Origin of the sequence: Paenibacillus sp. FSL R5-0341 (assembly GCF_037975235.1) — a bacterium.
Taxonomy (GTDB): domain Bacteria; phylum Bacillota; class Bacilli; order Paenibacillales; family Paenibacillaceae; genus Paenibacillus; species Paenibacillus amylolyticus_A.
Map to the genome: position 1 here is coordinate 2,557,437 of NZ_CP150241.1, position 19,577 is coordinate 2,577,013.

Genomic DNA, 19,577 nt, shown 5'->3' on the forward strand with positions numbered 1-19,577 from the left:
GCTTCGGAGGTTTCAGACACGTCCCGGACGACTAGAGAGGGGAATCCTGAACATGTGGAAGGTATTGCTTGTAGAAGATGAGGTATTTGTACGGGAGTCGGTGCGAGAGATTATTTCCTGGGAAGAGCTGGGCTTCACGGTCATCGGAGAATCCGGTAATGGGACCGAAGCGCTGGCGATGATCATACAGGACACACCGGATCTGGTGCTGACCGATATTGTCATGCCGGGAATGGACGGTCTGGAATTACTCAAACAGACCCGTCAGGCCGGGCTGAAGACCAAATTTGTGATGCTCACCTGTATGGGGGAGTTCGAATATGTGCGCCGTGCGATGGAATACGGGGCTTCGAATTATATTCTGAAGCTGTCCATGAGTGTGAATTCGCTGCGTGATACACTCCGTAAAGTTAGTGCGGAACTGGGAGCTTCGGCTGAAGTTCGAACGGAGGCAGACCAGCATGAAGTGCCATCTCCATCTCCGTTAATTACATCATCGCCTGCTTCGCCTAATTCTCTGACGGTCTCTTCAGCGCCCCCACCTGAGACGGACCTTCCGTTCACACCTGTTCGTGAGCCGAATGTGAAGCATCCGGAGATTAGTAAAATTATTGAGTACATTGGACAGCATTACGACCAGGACATTACCGTCAAATCCATGTCACGATATGTGATGATGGGCGAGAATTATGTGAGTGCTTTGTTCAAGAAGAAAACCGGTCATACCCTCATTCACTACTTGCACGGGGTACGGATGGAGAAAGCGGCTGAATACTTGCGCGAGACGGATCTTCCTGTACAGGAGATTGGTTACCGGGTAGGGTTCGGAAGTGATAATTATTTCATCAAAATATTCAAGCGTTGGACCGGTTGCACGCCCAGCCAGTATCGCCATCGCTCGTGACTCACAGGATGAGTAGAAGGAATATGTGTATTGAGTGCTCAGGCAAGCACAAGTAATTCCGTATTTTTGTTCAATCCGAATCATGGATATGTATCTTATGAACCCAGCAAGGTCCCTGCTACGATGTAACGGAAGGTACACTTCAATTCAGGGAGGTCATGTGACCAGATGAGAATCAAAAAAGGATTAACGGGATTAATCGTAGGTGCGCTGATGCTGGGCTTGCTTGCCGGCTGTGTAGGTAAAAATGAAACGAACGGTGGAGATAACGGAGGTGGAGCGGCAGGGGGAAAAGTGAAGCTCACCATGTGGGGCGCGGTACCGCCCGAGAATGGTCCACAGGAAGTGGTGGATACCTGGAATGCGGAGCATCCTGATATTCAGGTGGAATATGTGCGGTTTGTGAATGACGATGATGGCAACCTGAAGCTGGATACGGCGCTGTCCACGGGGCAGAACGTTGATCTATATGTCAACTACACCCTCACGAATCTGGATAAACGTATCAAGGGCGGGACAGCACTGGATCTGGGCGAGTTCACTGATTACAACATTGATGAGAAAATGGGTGAAGATGCGGCTTCCTGGAAAGTGGATGGCAAATATTACGGGATGCCGACCAAGAAAAATGCTGCCTTCTTCGCTTTAAATATGAAAGCGCTTGATCAGGCCGGACTGAGTGTACCAACAGCCTGGACATGGGATGAAGCCCGTGAATATGCACTCAAACTGAAGACGGCTGGTTTCAAATACGGATTGGTGCAGCATACCGCTTCCTATGTAGATCCGCTTGATTCCGTTCTGGTGAAGAACGGTTATGTTAAGGCAGACGGCACTTCCAACCTCGATGATCCGCTCGTCACCAAATGGTTGGAGACGTTGAACGGAATGATGAAGGAGGATGCAACGACGCCACCACTTGGTGAGCAGCTGACTTCCAAAATGCCGGTGGAGAACATGTTCCTTGCCGGTGAGTCTGCCATGATCAACATTGGCGAATGGCTGATCCGCACATCGAACAACATGACCGAGTTCCCTCGGGATTGGAAAATCGCCTTTGCCCCTGTACCTAGACTGGCTGAACAGGAAGCAGATATGGTGAAGAGCGGGGGGCTGGGTGACTTTATCGCCATCAATTCCAAGTCGAAAAACAAAGAAGCTGCATGGGAGTTCCTGAAATGGTACGCCGATGGGGGTATGATGCCAATGGCAGCAGGGGGACGTCTGCCTTCCTCGAATGCGGTCGATCAACAGACTGCTATTGATCATCTGCTCGGTGATTATGCCGATTCTTATGATAAAGAGTCACTGGAATTTGTGTTGTATGGTGACGAGACACCTACGTTTGTCCGCAGCATTGCACAAGAGGTGGTCGATCTGCGTGCACAGGAGTATGAAAAGTTCTTCCTTGGTAACCAGACTGCAGAAATTACGGTACAGAACATGGTCAAACGCCATAATGACTGGCTGAAGCAGAATCAATAGAATGCAAAAGCGATGAGTCCAAAGGCCGTCCCCAATGGGACGGTTTTTCTATATAAGCAATAGAACAATAGAGCATTAGATGTATGGCATTAGCTAGGGCTTTCCGGGCTAAAGGAAATAGAACAATTCCATGTTGCTTCCCTCCCGAAAGGCACTGCAGAAATACATATATCTGTGATATCAGGTACAGGGTTATGTTCCTTAAATGTTAGAGGACATCTTGTTATGCTTAATTCCAGAACAGATGTTAAGGAGTGGGGGAGCATATGCATAAATCCTGGATGAAACGGCAGAGCAGGCTCGGGTATCTGTTTATTGGGCCCAATATGATTGGCGTGCTGTTGTTTTTTATTATACCGGCTGTCTATTCGTTCTATCTCATGTTCACCGATTACAAATTCATGAGCCCGGAGACGAATTTCGTCGGACTGGACAATATCCGCAGAATGTTGAATGATGATCTGTTTGTGGTGGCGCTGCGAAATACATTTGTCTTTTTATTAGCAGTTCCTGTATCGATGGGGTTGGCATTTATCGTGGCTGTAGCGCTGAACAAGTCCGTGTACTGGCAAAAAACGCTGCGTGCCCTCTATTTCATGCCCTATATCACCAGCGGTGTTGCCATCGCCTTTGTCTGGATGCTGCTGTTCCAGCCAACGTCGGGACCGATTAACGGTTTCTTGCGCGGGATCGGTATTACAAATCCACCAGGCTGGTTATCGACAACGGAGTGGTCCATGTACGCGATTGATATCATCTGGATCTGGTTCATGCTGGGTTACAACATGATTATTTATCTGGCCGCTTTGCAGGAAATCCCGGAGGAATTGGTTGAGGCTGCACGGATTGATGGAGCCCGTCCCTGGCAGACGATACGCCAAGTAATCTGGCCGCTTGTAAGCCCGACTACCTTTTTGCTGCTGATTACAGGGCTGATTATGACCATCAAGAACTTTGGTATCATTCAGGCGATTACCCAGGGTGGGCCAGGGAACAGCACAACCGTGCTGTCGCTCTTTATTTATCAAAATGCCTTCCGATATTACGAGATGGGATACGCTGCTGCCATTAGCTGGGCACTCTTTGCCATCATCATGATCTTCACTGTATTGCAGTGGCTCGGTCAGAAACGTTGGGTTCACTATTAAGGAGGGGAGGGAATCGTTATGGAGAAACGAATTGCCACGAACGCGAAGCCCACAGCTCCGCAATCACCTAAAGTCCGCATGGAGTCCTTGACGCAGATTCGGAGAATCATACTTACACTTCTGATGGCCGGTTTTGCCTTACTGATGATTATGCCGTTCATCTGGATGATCAGCACGTCGTTCAAATCTCCTGCGGACGTATTCACCTATCCCATCCAGTGGATACCCTCCAGCCTGAACTGGGAGCACCACATTAAGGTCTGGAGCGGAGCGGATACCTTTGCGACGTATTATCTGAACTCGTTGAAAATATCGCTAATTAGCACGGTCGGAGCTGTATTTCTCTCGGCTTTTGCAGCGTATGGCTTCGCACGGATTCAATTCAAAGGCCGGGAGACGCTGTTCCTGATCTATCTCTCGATGATGATGGTGCCACCTCAGGTGCTCTTTGTACCGAAATTCCTGATGTTTGAGTGGGTTGGCATATATAATACGCATTGGGCTTTGATCCTGCCTGGAATGTTCACGATCTTTGGGGTGTTTATGCTGCGACAGTTCTTCCTGTCGGTGCCTTCGGAAATCTCGGAAGCGGCGTTCATAGACGGTGCTGGACACCTGCGTATATTCTTCAGGCTGATACTGCCCCTGGCGAAGCCTGCGCTGGCTACGCTGGCGATCATCGATTTCTCCTGGCACTGGAATGATTATGAGAACGCGCTCGTGTTCCTGATCGACAAAGACCTGTACACCGTGCCGCTCGGACTGCAGAACTTTATTCTGGAGAACAATGTGGACTATAACGGCATGATGGCCGCTGCCACGGCAGGCATTATTCCGATGATTATCGTCTTCCTGGTGGGACAGCATTACATTATCCAGGGCGTGGCCGGAAGTGCCGTGAAGGGTTAAAGCTGCTATCACTGTGATCCTATAATATTACCCTTTTGCTGAACGAGGAGATTTTCGCGGCAGAAGGGTTTTCTGTTGAAAGGGAGAATTAATCCATGATCAGAGTTTATCCATTGGAGGAGATTTTTATGGAAATGAAAGTCATCACTTTGCCTGCTTTTCACATTGTAGGATACTCAATCGAAGCGACCATAGAAGAGTTCGAATCGGGGCTGGGCAAGAGCCACTATCATAAGCTTGTTGAGAGGAAAGATGAAATTCAATATCGGAAAAATGACAACGTCATGTTGATGCAGATGTACCCGATCAATGAAGATTTCAACGCAAAGACTGATAAATTTACACATCTATTGGGATATGAAGTAACTAGTTTGGAGAATGTCCCATCCGAGATGATAAGTCATGACGTCCCTGACAGCCAATATGTGACGTGCACGCATCGAGGAGTTGAGTCAGAGATTGGTGATACATACGATTATGTCTATAGACAGTGGATCTGTGAGAATGGACATGAACCCAAAGATTATGATTTTGAAATTTGGGATGAGCGTTATCAACCGGAAAGTGCCAGCAATGAGATTGATATATATGTAGCTTTGCAGTGATTTTATCGGGATTCATGGGACACTTTTAAATGAAGGAAGAGGATGTTGTTGAAGCTGAGTATAGTCATATTTATTGTTTTTGTATTGTGTGGTATTTCCTCGTTCTTTCTAACCTTTTTTCCTAGTTGGATCTTTTTAAATTTGATTGGAGTAGTAGTTGGAGTATTTGCACTTGGTATGGGGTTGTTTCATGGCATGAAGCAAATAATAAACATCGTAAAACGAATATCTTTCAAGTGCTGTTGCATTATTTTTGGTATCAGCTTGATATTACTTTTTGCTCCTAAGACAGTGTCGGGTATCCAGGATATAGATCCTTATCTCTCCAAAGATTACGAAACAATAACAGGTAAACCGAACTACATAGGGTCCATGGGCAGGAAATGGAGGGAACAAACCATCGAAATAAATCAAATGGAATTGATTAACACTCGGGATATCGCCTGGGAAAATCGAGTTAAAACACTGGAAATAAAGTATCTGCCCAGAACCAAATATGTTATGAGTATTAGAGCAGTTGAATAATAGATATATTTTCAAATATCTCAGTGTCTAATCTGAACCATCAATATCTTTCGCGATACAATAGTTCAAACTTCGTATATAATTATCAATGATATATGATTCTATATGACTACATAACTATCGCGAGGTGCACTAGACTTATGCCAACCATCTATGACTTTACCGTAACCAGAACCAGTGGAGAGCGTTTCCCGCTCTATCAATATGAAGGAAAACCTGTGCTCATCGTAAACACGGCAAGCAAATGTAAATATACGCACCAGTTCGATGACATGCAGAAGCTGTATGACCAGTACAAGGATCAAGGGCTTCAGATTATTGGTTTCCCGTGCAACCAGTTTGCAGAGCAGGAGCCCGGAAGCAGTTCGGAAGCAGAATCCTTTTGCCAGATTAACTATGGTGTGAAATTTCCGATGTTCTCGAAACTGGATGTGAATGGAGAAGCGGCGCACCCGCTCTACGACTTTTTGAAAAGATCTGGGCCTTTTGCTGGCTTTGATGAAACAGATATACAGGCAAAACTATTGAAATTGATGGTAGCCGATAAAGCACCAGAATGGTTACATGGCGATGCGATCAAATGGAATTTCACGAAATTCCTGATTGATGCAGAGGGTCGTGTGGTCAGACGCTTCGAACCGATCGACTCCATCGACGAGATTCAAGAAAGTATTAAACAGCTTCTATAATTTCACTTTCATATATCCTATAGGGGCATGACTGGAGTCATTTCCCTCTCCCGAACAGGAGGTGCATGAATGTGCCGAGTATGATGCAATTTAGTGCTCCACTAGAGTATAGCTACCGTTCCACTAGCACGTACAATCCGGGCAAGTCAGATGGATTCCATTCACATCCACACTATGAAATTTATTATTTTCATGCTGGAGAATGTATCTATATTATAGGAGACCGGGTATACAATCTGGAGCCGGGTGATCTGGTGCTGATGCATGGCTTGACTCTTCATCGACCGCATCCGAAACCCGGCAGTGCTTATGAGCGAAGTACACTGCATTTTGATCCTTCTGCCATTCGCAGCAGCCTGCATGCGGACCGCATGGTTGAGGTGCTAAAGCCATTTGAAGAACTCAGAAATTGCCGAGTCAATCTGACGGGAGAGACCCGTTCTGAATTCGAAGCATTGTTGCATGATCTTCATCAACTGTCTCAAAGTCACACCAGTTACAGGCAGGAGCGCATGAATGTGCGGCTGTGTGATCTGTTGTATTTTATAGCAGAGATCTGCCAGGGAGATGTAGAAGAACACCTTCCTTCATCAGAGAGGGAGCGGCATGTGCAGCACATTATCCGTTATGTGGATACGCACTATATGAAGGATATTGGTCTGGATGATTTGGCACTGGAATTACATCTGTCGAAGCCATATCTGGCAGGCATGTTCAAGGAAATGACAGGGCTGACGATATTCAAATATCTGTATGACCGTCGCATCAATCAGGCGAAGCTGTTGTTTCAGTTCCAGCCGGAAATCACCGTGACAGAAGCGAGTCGATTGTCCGGTTTCAAACGCCTTTCGCATTTTAGCCGGATGTTCAAACAAAGTGTGGGATGTTCGCCTGATCTGTATCGTTCCCAATTGCATCGCCAAACATAGAAGTCTTCTGTGAGCTGACCAGCTTGTCTGGTTGGCTTTTTTTGTTGATTTTCTTTCAGGAAATGCACATCACCTTGTTTAGAGGACAGGCAGAACAGGTAAAGAAAGGGTAATGAAACCAGAGGAGGCGATCATGAATGAAAGAGCGCACACCGGATCAGAATAACAGCGATACCCGTCAGGAACGATCCCATGACAATCCCGAACAATATGAGACGGAGCACGAAAGTTTGCTTGACCGACATGAAGAAGAACAGACTGTAGATCCAATTCCGATGGAAGATCTGAATATGGAGGCTCAGGAAGAGAAGAATAAAGATCAGACGAAAAGCAACTCGTCTACCGAAGAGAAATACCGGGCGGATTATCGCAAAAAGGCGAGCGAAGGGTAATTACAATTGCTGTTTTGAGCAAAGAGGTTGAAGTATTTTTCGGTGAATGTATATTTAGTGAAAATAAATTAGTTTGTTGACTAATGTATGTTACTATATTATAGTTACTATGTTGGCAATGAAAAACACCATTTTGGGAGGCGAATAAGAATGACTACTTTTTTTGATGCGTTGAAAAACAGAAGATCTTATTATGGAATCAGCAAGGAATCTACAATTTCGGATGCTAAAATCCAGGAAATCGTAGAAGAAGCGGTGAAATATACACCAACTTCCTTCAACTCACAAACATCCCGTGCCGTTGTATTGCTCGGTGAACAACATGATAAATTGTGGAATCACACAGAAGAAATTTTGCGTGAAGTGGTAGGTAATGAAGAAGCCTTCAAATCCACAGCTGAGAAAATGACCGGATTCCGCAGTGGATATGGTACGGTTCTCTTCTTCGAAGACAACAATGTGATTGCACAGCTTCAACAGAATTTTGCAGCATATGCAGATAACTTCCCGATCTGGGCTAACCAATCCAACGGTATGTTGCAACTGGTAATCTGGACTGCTCTGGAACAAGAAGGTCTGGGTGCATCTTTACAGCACTACAATCCGTTGATTGACGAGAAGGTTAAACAAGAATGGAACATTCCTGAGAACTGGAGATTGATCGCTCAGATGCCATTTGGTAAACCAACAGCAGCACCGGGTGAGAAAGAATTCCAACCGATTGAAGAGCGCGTAAAAGTACACAAATAAATCAATTTCATAATACCTTTAGCTGCTTCAATCAAGGCTAGATATAGATCAAAATGTTTCAATTTGTCTATATCTAGTTACATAAATTCATTTCAATGAGTTATGAAATTGCTTTAAGTAAGCTTCGCATTTCCCAACATTTAACCACATACGGCCTCGCTTCAATTTGATACGATGATAGTTGATCGTAATCCAATGAAGCGAGGCTTTTTGATGTGAATAATAGATTAAAAGACATAACGAACCAACGTTTATGGAAAATTGCTTTATGCGGGATATTAGCTCTTGGATCGGTGGCTGGATACAGTTCTCCCGTTCAGGCTGCAAGCGTACATCAACAGTTTCAGGATACGCGTACCAGTTATGCCAAGGATGCCATTACACATTTGGTGGACAAAGGCATTGCTGCCGGTACGTCAGAGACTACGTTTGAACCGAAGAAAGCCGTTACTCGTGCAGAATTTGCGACATTTGCGGTGAGATTGCTAGGTTTGAAGCCGGTTAAAAATAATATTAATCCCTATCAGGATATAAGCATGAATGCTTGGTATTACGGTAACGTTGCGGCCATGACAAATCTTTTTATTTTGGAGGGTAAGGGTCAGGGAACGTTCCAGCCTAATGCTTCCATTACGCGTGAAGAAGCGGCTGCTTTACTTGTTCGAATGTTAAAACAACAACCCGTAGAGACATCACTCTTGTCTTCAACCTATTTTGACGCAGCTGATATCTCGGACTGGGCACGCCCTTATGTGCAGACGGTATATCAGCTTGAACTGATGAAGGGAAGCGGGGGCGTATTCCGACCACATGATCAGGTAACGCGCGAAGAAGCAGCCGTCATGCTCGATGCCATTTTACAAAAGAAAACATGGTCAGAGCAGTTACAACGTGGGGATGAGCTCGGCGTTCAGCTGGGGTGGCAATATAACTCCACTACAGCTGAATTCAAGAAACAAGTGGAGCAGTCTGAAGTGAATACGCTGGTCCCGCGCTGGTTTTTCCTGAACAGCAGTATGAAAGTAACAGATCACGCCGACCCGGCATTGATCTCCTGGGCATCCGCCACAGACAGGCAGCTATGGCCATTGCTTGGTAATCGTTCCGATTCGGCACTCACCCATCAGATGTTATCCAGTTCGGTCAACCGAGCGGCAGTGATCTCACAGGTAGCCTCCTATGTCAAAACCTATAAATTGGACGGCATCAACGTCGACTTCGAGAATGTTGATCCTGCGGATCGTGAAGGGTTAACGGCATTTGTCACCTCCTTGACGGCTGCGTTGCACGCACTGGGTGCAGTAGTGTCTGTGGATGTATCGCCAGACCTCGGTACAGATTGGACGGATGCATTTGACTATGCCAAACTGGGTGCTGTATCGGATTATATGGTGCTGATGGGATACGAGGAACACTGGAACGGTGATCCGAAAGCAGGATCAGTGGCGTCTCTTCCATGGGTGGAAAAGGCATTGGATACTATGCTCTCTGAAGTAGTACGTGCCAAAACGATTTTGGCCCTGCCGCTATATACACGGGACTGGTCTTCAGTGAATCCGGCAACCAGCTCTTGGGACATTACACTGGCAGAACAGGGAACGCGTGCACATGCCACGGGATCTGTAAGACGATGGGATGCAAGTCTGGTTCAATATATTATTGGGTACAACAGTAACGGTATGCCAAGATATATATGGGCAGAGGAAAGCCGTTCGTTATCAGCTAAAGTGTTGATGAGTGAGCAACGGCAAATTGCTGGACTGGCATACTGGTATATGGGCGGCGAAACAGCCGATGTATGGAACGCCATTTCGAATGCATCACGTTTTGAATCCTATAACTTCTAAATATTGATGAATCTGATAGACTCAAACGAACCGTGATTCCAGCGGATGGTTTGGGTCTGTTTATTTTGGTATAAGATAAGCAATAAGAGGACGCGTTAAGTTTGACAGAACGGTTTAATGTATAGAAGGACAAAATATATGTTCAGGAGGAGAAGGAGCATGCGAGAGGTTGATTGCATAATCGTAGGTGGAGGGCTCGCAGGGCTTCAGGCAGCCATTCAGCTTGGACGTTATTCGGCCCATCAGGTGTTGGTGATCGATGCGGGAGAGGGCAGATCGACGTTGTGTCGGACGTATCATAATATTCTTGGGTTCCCCGATGGGGTGTCCGGTGAAGAACTCCGTGCCCGAGGCAGGTTGCAGGCAGAACGAACCGGTGTATCTTTTGAGAAAGACCGAATCGTTAAAGCGGGCCGTCAGGGTGAGCAGATTCAATTATTCGGTACTTCAGGATCTGAATATAGAAGTAAAACCGTGCTATTAGCAACGGGGCTTTCAGATAGAGTTCCGGACATTCCAGGATTAACCCCTACGCTTGGCCGAACAGTCTATGTCTGCCCTGATTGCGACGGCTATGAGATCCAGGATCAACGTACAGTCTTGTTGGGATCTGGTGAAGCAGGTGCCAATATGGCGATGATTTTAATTCAACGTACGAATGATCTGTTATATATCAATCATGAGCAGGCCCCCATATCTGCAGAGCTTCATCGTAGCATGAAAGAGGCGGGCGTTCGTTATCTGGAAGCAGCGGTTCAGGAAGTACAGCAGATTGAGGATGGACATATCACTGGTGTTCTGACCGAAGATGGACAGATCTTTGAGTCGGAGCGTGGTTTTATCGCTTTTGGAGGCAATCGGGTGCACTATGAATTGGCAGAGCAGCTGGGAGCTGTAATCGCAGATAATAAACATGTAGAAGCCGATCCGCGCAGCTTACAGGCAGCGACGAATGTATGGATTGCCGGAGATCTGGGTTTACATGCAGAGCAAGCAACGGTTGCGATGGGTGAGGGTTCCATTGCCGCGATCTGGATTCATAAGGCGTTACAGCAGATGACAAAGGATTCACTTTGAAATTCAATTTTTAAAAGATGATTGAAGTATGTTTTATAAAAATATGTTCAGTGCAACCAAATTAGATGAGCGTAATATCCTCCATACCAAGGACATCAGTGGATCGTTCTTGAACCTGTATTAAAACGATGACGGTTTTGAGTTGTCATTGAACGAAGATGCAAGCCAATGAATGATTTCGGTATTTATAGAGAAGCTCTCTAGTCTGTGGAACAATAAAGTCCATCCCCAATGGGATGGACTTTATTGTTTATAAAATTTTTTTACTCGTCATACTCCCACTTCAGAATGTCGGTAGCCTCTTTGATTATTTTTCCTTTTTTGTTGATGTAATAGGCCTTTCCGTTTTTATAAACAATAGCTCGGCCATTATGAAAACCGACTACATCACTATAAATTGCGGGAATGACCATTTTACCCTTTTTGTCAATGAATCCGCCTTTTCCATTGTGTAGATATACAGCAGCTAACCCTTCCGTATAAAAAGAGGTTAAAGCATACTTAGGCTTCACAACAACTTTTCCCTTTTCATTAATGAAACCCCAATTCTTTCCGACCCTCACTCCGACCAATCCCTCATGAAATCCAGCATCGTCAATTTCGTCAAACTGCGGTTTAATTAAGTAGGCTCCTTTTTTATTGATGAACCCGTACTTTCCGTTGGCGCTCACTCGAGCTGCCCCTTTTGCGTTAAATGGTTTGGCTGTCTGAAATTTAGCTGGAATGATGATTTTCTGGTTTTTATCAACATAGCCATAAGTCCCTTGGCTACTTTGGTAAACATATAGCTTCTGATTGTGAGGATCATCGGTATAGATTTTTAGGATATAAGGTTCTACAGATCCAACGATAAATTCGATGGTAAACTCGTTGAACACACCGCCACCGACTTCTTTTACTGAGAAATTCATCAAGTATTTTCCAGGTTTCACCTTTTCAGCGAATTTAACGGTATACGAAAATGCACCACCTTCGCCCGGCAGCAATTTTAGTATCGCTGGCGTTCCTGTGATAAAAACCATGTTAGCTCCAGCGTCACCCCAACCGGACAAATAAGCTCGGGGGAGTAAATACATTGTTTCGTTGGTGTTATTCGTATAATGAGAGGGAACCTTGAGCTTCTTCGTTTCGCCCGGTTTTATTTTAATCGTTTGGATGACTCCTTTGCTCGCGGAAACTTGAGTAGGAATGTACAATACAGATAATAGAATGGTAAAAATAGAAAGCAGTAGTGCTAATTTTAATTTAATTCTCACGCTTAACCCTCCAGTTGTTTCTCTTTAATTTTAATATTTGTCACTTTTAACTTATAAATGAACAAACCCGCTTCCAGTAGAGGTAGTCCTTATCCAGGGGGGGTAACCTAAATATTTACAAACCACAAAAGATTTGTCTAACCAATGACATGTTTACTTTCCAAAACCTGTCGTAGCACATATAAATTCGTATATAGTTGCTTCAATGGCCAAAGAATTCCGTGGTTAAGAGGTTGAGTGCGTCTTATGTAATCTTGATTCATTCTAACAATTCCAATAAGGAAAAAGTCAGAACTATACCGATTTTTACGATCGGGTTGTACCTTCGCTTCATGAAAGTTGTGGTTTGACAGACTCATGGTATATATCTGCTCCCCTGTTATGGACCCTTATACCGCAGTGGGGCATCTTATCAGTGCATTCCAAACGAAACGAATTATTCGAATTTTATTACTTTTCGGTGCATCGATGTTCCCACTGGAAACGAATAACAATGCTACGTCATATGCGAAGCCTTATCTCGTAGAAATCTTCTTAGGCTGGTCAAAAATTGGATACCTATCAATTTCGCACAACCATTTTATGGACTCTTTAGGGTGAAATCTTGCATCGCACTTTCAAATTTTTTTTTCTCCTTTTTACAGAAGGACAACGTGTTATGCATAGTAGATCTGAAAAACCGATTTCGATATGTATGTCTACAAGTGCATCCCAAACGGGGCTTAAACTTCATATAACTTTGAAGAATTACCTAAATACTTAATTTCTACTGGAATTTTATGTATCCGTTTTTGCTCATTTATTGTTCTAACCTTACAACATTTCATACAAATAGAAAACAAAAAACTATTAAACATCAATTATATAACATCAATTCCCTAAGATATAAGAATAACTGATTTTATCGAAAGTTAATCCCAAGAGTATTCAAATTTAGACCCCAGTTGCAAACTGCTAGTATAGAGTGCTCGAGTTTTGATGAGAACCTTGAAATATAATACGGATACTTCAGTGTAAGCTTTTATTGATGAAGCCAACTCAAAAAGTCCTCTCAAGCCATGCATGGGGCAGGAGGACTTTTTGAGCTATCTTTTGATATGGAGAAAAGAATCACACTTATTTACCGGATGAATCCGTTGACTTGGAAGAAGGCGTCTTGTCATTCGAATCATGTGAGAAATCTTTGCGAATGTTTTCTACGATATCGCCAACGACACCTTCAATCATATCGGTTGGCCCGGGATTCTGCTTGTCTGGGTGGATAACCGTGTTCACGCCTGGTTCAAGTTCATCATTTGTTTTCTCATGTTTGGCTTTGTCGCTCATGGGAAATCCCTCCTTGTTCCGTAATGTTCAGGTGTTTCTTAACATATCCAAACACCATTACGTATATGTAAACGATTAACCACTGGAACTCATTTGAAACGTGATGCTCGAAGATCAGGACACTTACAGGATAGAAATGGACTGATTAATCTTGGGCAAGCCGTTTATATTATAGATAACAAGCTATTGTTACACATGTTGCATAAATCCAATGAACGATTACTTTCAAGGAGGTAATTTCATATGAGTGAACAAAATCATGTCATCCATAAAGATGGCCAAGTTTCTACTGACAAGGTGGACAATGCAATTGAGAAGATTGCGCCAGAAGAAAGAGAACAGATCTTACAGAACTTTGATGCATTCAAAGCATACCTGAGTAAGCGAATCGCCATGGGAGAATCCATTGGACTCAGCGAGGAACAGATGGCCAAAATCGCCGAAAAAGTAGCAGATTATCTGGCAGCTCGGGAAGAACCTCGTAATCGTGAAGAAAAACTGCTTCAGGAGCTGTGGAATGTCGGTAAGGAAGATGAACGCCACATGCTGGCTCATATGCTCGTTCGATTGGCACAAAGCTCTCATTAAGAGTAGCAAGTAAAAAGCCCTGAATGGCGATGCCTTCAAGGGTTCTTTGCCGTTCACGAAGACGATAGACAGAAGTGATGACGCGCGTTGTAACTATTTTTAATCTGGCTGATACTTTTACAGTTCCTATTGCAAGTATGATAGGAAAAGAAAGAACGTTGGAATCGATAGTTCACATGAGCGTTTGAGAAGCAAGACTTCCGGTTAAGGAATAGTAACGTTCATATTAAGGAGAGATGTTACCTATGAAGAACGCGACAAAACAATGGAAACTACGAATGATCGGTGCAGTTGTTGCTTTACTTGGTATGATTGTGCTGACTACATATTTGCTTACCCCTGCGAATGCTCAAGGTAGTACGGAAGCGCAACAACCTTCTGCGAAAGAAGCTCAAGCTGCAAACTCCGAGATGTTTACAGCCTATGTAGAAGGCTTGCACCAAGAGAATGGCAAGTTGTATATGACAGTGGACAAAATTGGCTGGTACCAAGGTGAAGAAGCCGATGCGGTTTTTGCACAGCGTAATCCAGAAGCTGGTATAGATGGTGCTCCAGATGGTTACTATATTGTTAATGACAGCAAAGAGCAGGAACAGGTTGAAGTTAGTGCCAATGCTGAAGTGTTGATGCAGTTGTATGATCGGGATGGTACGATGCAGGGCGCAGACATCCAGTGGAATGAACCTGTGACATTATCCAAGTTTGAAACGTTGTATGAGAATACCCGTATTCTTGATCTGTCCGTATTCCCGTATCATCTGACGGTGCAGGACGGAAAAGTTACTAAAATTGTGCAACAATACATTCCATAAATAATGAGATGAAATTGATCAGTCAAGCATTCCTCCTGTTCATTGGAACGGTGAGGGATGCTTTTTGGTTATGACAAATTCATGAAAGCGATTGTAATTAATGGTAGGTACATGTATCATTATTGGAATGGCGTTTTTACATAGTTCAGGAGGAGCCTCATGCTTAAAGACATGATTGCATTAACCAAACCCGGACTTCTAAGGCTAAATGTGTTTGCGGTGGCGGTAGGATTCTGGGTAGCTTCAAAATGGGATATCAACTGGTTATCTCTGCTCATGGTCGTGATTGGATCAACTTTGGTTATTGCTTCAGCTTGTGTGATCAACAATTATTGGGATCGTGAATTGGACCAAAAGATGGAGCGCACCAAAAAAAGGATGGATTACATCAACCATCTGAAGCCAGGGTTTGTACTTGGCTATGGCATTATCCTCGGTGTTGTGGGACTAGCAGTACTGTATCTTCTGGTGAATCCGTTATCAGGTTGGATGGCTTTACTCGGATGGTTCGCTTACATCGTGATATACACGATGTGGTTGAAACGCAGTTCGACGTGGAGCACGTCACTGGGTGGAATTGCAGGAGCGATGCCGCCTGTCATCGGTTATACGGCTGTAACAAATGAAATTGATGCAGGTGCCTGGTTGCTTTTTGCGCTTTTGTTCCTGTGGCAACCACCACACTTCTGGTCATTGGGTATTCGCCGGGTGGAGGAGTATCGTGCTGCCGGTTTCCCGTTGTTGCCTGTGGTTAAAGGGGTGAAACGCACCAAGCTTCAGATGATTCCTTATGTTTTTCTGCTACTTCCTGCCGTATTCCTGTTGTATTACTACGACTATGTTGGTCTGGTATTTCTGATTGTATCTCTGATCGGTGGACTGATCTGGTTCGTGCATACACTTAGCGGACTGAAGACACAGGATGATGAGAAGTGGGCAAAAGTGAACTTTCTGATCTCGGTTAATTATCTCATGCTCGTATTTATTGTCATGGTCGCGAATACGGTATGGTCATAATTAGACGATGAACAGATCGTTTTCAGAGAGATTTCAGCTTATGCTATATAAATTGAACTAAACATTTACACAAAACGGAGAGGGCAGAAAAAACCTGAAGAAGCGAAAGCGTTCGCCTAAAAGCTTTCTGAAAGAAAGCTGCATCGAAAGCATACGCTTATCCCCGGATTTTCACCTTTGTTAAAATGATTCGAAAAATCCGGGGATAACAGCGATCGGAAGGTTGTTCTGTCATCGAAGTGTCCAGTGGAAATATGCTTTAGTCCATTTTTTATAACAAGCTGCATCGAATGAAAAAACACACTATGGAATAGCGTTGACAACCTTGGGTTGTTACAACATATTCTCTGGTGTGTTTTTTTTGGTATAATAAAACAATTGAATCATATATGTGGGAATTATAATGCAAGATGGGAAGTGACACCATGAGTAATTTGGAACAGGCTGTGCGATGGAGACAAGAAGGCAAGGTGCATGAAGCGATTGAGCTTCTGCAAGAAATAACGATGCAGGAACCCGAGAATGCGAATGTCTGGTATCAGCTGGCTTGGGCACATGATTCGCTTGGATTGGAGCGGGAAGCTGTCCCGCATTATGAGAAGGCACTGAGTCTTGGGCTTTCTGGTGAGGACAGGGCAGGCGCGATACTCGGACTGGGCAGTACATATCGTACGCTTGGACAGTATGAGCAGGCCAAGGCTTGGTTTGAAACGGGCATGAAAGAGTTCCCGACGTACCGGGAATTTGAGGTATTCTATGCCATGGTGCTCTACAATCTGGGTGAACATGCAGAGGCGATGCAAAGACTACTCGTGCAACTCGCCGATACATCAAGTGACAAGAGAATCCATGACTATAACCGAGCGATCCGTTTCTACGCAGATCAGCTGGATCGGGTGTGGGAATAGATCCAATACACCGAAAAGGGAGATGGATGAATGAACTCCAATCAAGAACTGAAACAGGTAAATGAAAGATTGGATCAAATTGAGCGGAAATTGGATAATCTGGGAGGCAGTCAGCAGAACAAACGCTCACCTGGCGTGCGCTTTCTGATTGGTTTTGGCATCACGATTGCGGTTATATCTGTTCTGCTGCTGACCCTCGGTGTTATACAATTTGTGAGTAACGTGAGTAACGGATAGGAGAAATCGATCATAACGACACAATTAGTCCGATCTCCCAATTTACATGGCTAGGGCAAGCCACTGTCGCACCTCTTCAATGAAGCGCAGCGTAGCTGGCGATAGATTGCCCAAAGATGGGCAGGCCATGCCAATCGTACGATAAGGATCTCCAGTGAGTGGCACGAGCGCAAGCGAATCGGTATGATTTTGAAGTACCATTTCCGGAAGTAGACTGATGCCGAGGCCGTTGCGGACCATCGCCATGATGGCTTGATCTTCGGCTACTTCATAGACGACATTGAGCTTGGCTGCATGCTGCCGGATCAGTCGTTCAATCTCGTTATCTCCGCCCCATTTAGGCAGAATAAAGGGTTGCTCCAGTAGAATATCAAATGAAACAGACTCCTCTGAGGCGAGAGGATGATCCAGAGGCAGGATGCACATCATCCTGTCTTTTTGCAATGGGATGGTCTCAAAAGGCGATGAATCGCCGAGGGACAGAAATCCGAGATCGATGGCGCCTCCGGCCAGCCAGCCTTCAATCTCAGCATAATCGCCTTCCCACAGTTTGATCTCAATTCCTGGGTGACGCAGGCGAAATTGTTTCAGAATACCAGGCAGCCACTGTGTGGATACACTGGCGAATGTACCAATACGCACCGTACCAATCTCCGCGCCGCGAATGAGGGAGATTTCCTGGTTCATCAGTTCCGTCCAGCGTAGAATCTCACGGGTATATCCCAGAATACGTTCACCTTCAGCGGTAACACGCACACCGGAGCGGCCGCGATGGAGCAGTGAGAAACCACATTCTGTCTCCAGACTGGCGATGGCATGGCTGACTGCGGATTGGGTGATATTCAGCGCTTCTGCTGCTCTGGTAAGACTGCCATATTCGACAACGGTATTCAAAATTTCGTATTTGATCAGTGACATGAATGGTTCCGTTCCTTCCGATTTCAAATGCATGAATTTATTTCATATAATCTATTATAAATATTCATTTTTATAATGCAAAGAGATCGTTTATACTTGCCAAGGCGAGTTAGTTTGACGCACGATCTCACAGCTCAGAATACATAGAATGAAGGTTGAAGCAAGATGAATGGTGTACAGGTAAATCAAGGTCAGGCAACAAGAAGAGCGGACATACAGATGCTGCTCGCAACGGTCATATGGGGATCATCCTATCTGTTTATGAAATCGGGCCTGGAGTCCATGCAAGAATTGAATCTAGTCGCATTTCGTTTCGGAATTGCTTTTATTGCGGCAGGGCTTCTTTTTCATCGGCGGTTGTTTAACATGGATCGTAGAACACTTGTGGCAGGCGCCATTATGGGGACAGCTTTATTCGCTGCATTTGTATTCATCACCTACGGTGTGCAACGAACAACGACATCCCAAGCGGGATTTCTGATAAGTTTGGCCGTTATTTTTGTACCCATCCTGACGACAATCCAGCATCGTCGTATGCCGGACAAACGATTGACGCTCAGTATCCTGGTTGCCGTTACCGGGCTTGGGCTGCTGACGCTTCAACATGAGCTGAGTCTGCACACGGGAGATATTCTGTGCATTCTTGCAGCACTCGTGTATGCGATCTATATAATGATTGCTGGCAAGTACACACCGAAGCATGATCCGCTAACATTGGGAACGGTGCAATTAGGTGTTGCGGCGATGTGGGGAATAGCGGCTACATTCATGCTGGAAACGCCACGTATGCCCGATACGGCTGAATCTTGGGCAGCCATTCTCGGGTTAGGTGTGTTGTGTAGCGGATTGGGGTATATTTTGCAGACGCTCGCGCAGCGTCATGCTTCACCCACGAGAACGAGTCTGATTTTTTCACTCGAACCACTGTTTGCAGCAGCCTTTGCATTTACCTTTCAAGGGGAGTCGCTAACGTTGCAAGGATATGTCGGAGCAGCGCTGATGTTGGTCGGTGTTCTAATTACAGAGATCAAGCTTCCACAGCCTATCTTCTGGCGTAGAAAACGTCCGGCTTTACAGTCGGAACTTGGCGATCAGGGAGCACCGGGCGTATAAGTAAGGGACAAAGGTCCTTTCGTCATCTTCTATGGAAGGTGAGGAGAGGGTCTTTTTTGTTATGTCGAATACCTTGTGTAACAGCTAAATGACTACCTAACAAAATCAGAATAACCTAACCTTGTTTTGTTGATTTTTGTTT

Annotated in this window: 21 protein-coding genes; 18 read left to right on the forward strand and 3 right to left on the reverse strand. The window is 44.8% G+C overall.

From position 1 onward, the window contains the following. The first annotated feature begins 52 nt into the window (after positions 1-52). The 12 genes from MKX75_RS11745 to MKX75_RS11800 all read left to right on the forward strand — a co-directional run bounded on the left by MKX75_RS11745 (position 53) and on the right by MKX75_RS11800 (position 11,260). On the forward strand, positions 53-904 hold the full coding sequence (locus MKX75_RS11745; RefSeq protein WP_339169693.1) for a helix-turn-helix domain-containing protein: 852 nt from the start codon (positions 53-55) through the stop codon (positions 902-904). A 168-nt stretch (positions 905-1,072) separates the two neighbouring features. After that, the gene (locus MKX75_RS11750) at positions 1,073-2,389 is read left to right on the forward strand and encodes an ABC transporter substrate-binding protein (RefSeq protein WP_339169694.1); all 1,317 of its coding nucleotides are present in this window, start codon (positions 1,073-1,075) and stop codon (positions 2,387-2,389) included. A 266-nt stretch (positions 2,390-2,655) separates the two neighbouring features. Beyond that, the gene (locus tag MKX75_RS11755; protein WP_339169695.1) at positions 2,656-3,537 is read left to right on the forward strand and encodes a sugar ABC transporter permease; all 882 of its coding nucleotides are present in this window, start codon (positions 2,656-2,658) and stop codon (positions 3,535-3,537) included. A 78-nt stretch (positions 3,538-3,615) separates the two neighbouring features. Further along, entirely contained in the window at positions 3,616-4,446 is an 831-nt protein-coding gene (locus tag MKX75_RS11760; protein ID WP_062835992.1) for a carbohydrate ABC transporter permease, read from the forward strand. 95 nt (positions 4,447-4,541) lie between these two features. Next, complete coding sequence (locus MKX75_RS11765; protein ID WP_254847808.1) at positions 4,542-5,051, forward strand: effector binding domain-containing protein; 510 nt, start codon at positions 4,542-4,544, stop codon at positions 5,049-5,051. Between the two features lie 48 nt (positions 5,052-5,099). After that, the gene (locus tag MKX75_RS11770) at positions 5,100-5,576 is read left to right on the forward strand and encodes a hypothetical protein (RefSeq protein ID WP_076330781.1); all 477 of its coding nucleotides are present in this window, start codon (positions 5,100-5,102) and stop codon (positions 5,574-5,576) included. Between the two features lie 140 nt (positions 5,577-5,716). Further along, positions 5,717-6,265: a glutathione peroxidase gene (locus MKX75_RS11775; RefSeq protein WP_062833964.1), complete on the forward strand. Its 549-nt coding sequence runs from the start codon at positions 5,717-5,719 to the stop codon at positions 6,263-6,265. A 65-nt stretch (positions 6,266-6,330) separates the two neighbouring features. Continuing rightward, the gene (locus MKX75_RS11780) at positions 6,331-7,194 is read left to right on the forward strand and encodes an AraC family transcriptional regulator (protein WP_254847809.1); all 864 of its coding nucleotides are present in this window, start codon (positions 6,331-6,333) and stop codon (positions 7,192-7,194) included. A gap of 137 nt (positions 7,195-7,331) precedes the next feature. Beyond that, positions 7,332-7,586 (forward strand): hypothetical protein, encoded by a 255-nt coding sequence (locus MKX75_RS11785; protein WP_076330782.1) that lies wholly within the window; start codon positions 7,332-7,334, stop codon positions 7,584-7,586. Positions 7,587-7,736: 150 nt separating this feature from the next. Continuing rightward, the gene (locus MKX75_RS11790) at positions 7,737-8,336 is read left to right on the forward strand and encodes a nitroreductase family protein (RefSeq protein ID WP_076330783.1); all 600 of its coding nucleotides are present in this window, start codon (positions 7,737-7,739) and stop codon (positions 8,334-8,336) included. Between the two features lie 215 nt (positions 8,337-8,551). Then, positions 8,552-10,183, forward strand: a complete 1,632-nt coding sequence (locus MKX75_RS11795) for an S-layer homology domain-containing protein (protein WP_339169696.1) — start codon at positions 8,552-8,554, stop codon at positions 10,181-10,183. A gap of 159 nt (positions 10,184-10,342) precedes the next feature. Continuing rightward, the gene (locus MKX75_RS11800; protein WP_062833968.1) at positions 10,343-11,260 is read left to right on the forward strand and encodes an NAD(P)/FAD-dependent oxidoreductase; all 918 of its coding nucleotides are present in this window, start codon (positions 10,343-10,345) and stop codon (positions 11,258-11,260) included. 263 nt (positions 11,261-11,523) lie between these two features. Here the strand turns inward: MKX75_RS11800 and MKX75_RS11805 are convergent, their stop codons facing one another. Further along, positions 11,524-12,516 (reverse strand): WG repeat-containing protein, encoded by a 993-nt coding sequence (locus MKX75_RS11805; RefSeq protein WP_076330785.1) that lies wholly within the window; start codon positions 12,514-12,516, stop codon positions 11,524-11,526. Positions 12,517-13,632: 1,116 nt separating this feature from the next. Beyond that, complete coding sequence (locus MKX75_RS11810) at positions 13,633-13,842, reverse strand: hypothetical protein (RefSeq protein ID WP_339169697.1); 210 nt, start codon at positions 13,840-13,842, stop codon at positions 13,633-13,635. Between the two features lie 243 nt (positions 13,843-14,085). Here MKX75_RS11810 and MKX75_RS11815 point away from each other — a divergent pair, with 243 nt between their 5' ends. The 5 genes from MKX75_RS11815 to MKX75_RS11835 all read left to right on the forward strand — a co-directional run bounded on the left by MKX75_RS11815 (position 14,086) and on the right by MKX75_RS11835 (position 17,404). Continuing rightward, on the forward strand, positions 14,086-14,430 hold the full coding sequence (locus tag MKX75_RS11815; protein ID WP_339169698.1) for a DUF3243 domain-containing protein: 345 nt from the start codon (positions 14,086-14,088) through the stop codon (positions 14,428-14,430). Between the two features lie 245 nt (positions 14,431-14,675). Further along, positions 14,676-15,242, forward strand: coding sequence for a hypothetical protein (locus tag MKX75_RS11820; RefSeq protein WP_083679435.1), 567 nt, complete (start codon positions 14,676-14,678; stop codon positions 15,240-15,242). 159 nt (positions 15,243-15,401) lie between these two features. Further along, the gene (cyoE, locus tag MKX75_RS11825) at positions 15,402-16,259 is read left to right on the forward strand and encodes a heme o synthase (protein ID WP_062833972.1); all 858 of its coding nucleotides are present in this window, start codon (positions 15,402-15,404) and stop codon (positions 16,257-16,259) included. 425 nt (positions 16,260-16,684) lie between these two features. Beyond that, positions 16,685-17,167, forward strand: a complete 483-nt coding sequence (locus tag MKX75_RS11830; protein WP_062833973.1) for a tetratricopeptide repeat protein — start codon at positions 16,685-16,687, stop codon at positions 17,165-17,167. Positions 17,168-17,197: 30 nt separating this feature from the next. Beyond that, positions 17,198-17,404 (forward strand): hypothetical protein, encoded by a 207-nt coding sequence (locus MKX75_RS11835; protein ID WP_062833974.1) that lies wholly within the window; start codon positions 17,198-17,200, stop codon positions 17,402-17,404. Positions 17,405-17,446: 42 nt separating this feature from the next. On the opposite strand, the gene MKX75_RS11840 is transcribed toward MKX75_RS11835, so the two are convergent. After that, on the reverse strand, positions 17,447-18,322 hold the full coding sequence (locus MKX75_RS11840; protein WP_339169701.1) for a LysR family transcriptional regulator: 876 nt from the start codon (positions 18,320-18,322) through the stop codon (positions 17,447-17,449). A gap of 165 nt (positions 18,323-18,487) precedes the next feature. Here MKX75_RS11840 and MKX75_RS11845 point away from each other — a divergent pair, with 165 nt between their 5' ends. After that, positions 18,488-19,435 carry a DMT family transporter gene (locus MKX75_RS11845; protein ID WP_076330789.1) on the forward strand — a complete coding sequence of 316 codons (948 nt, stop codon included), beginning with the start codon at positions 18,488-18,490 and terminating at the stop codon, positions 19,433-19,435. Positions 19,436-19,577: the final 142 nt, after the last annotated feature.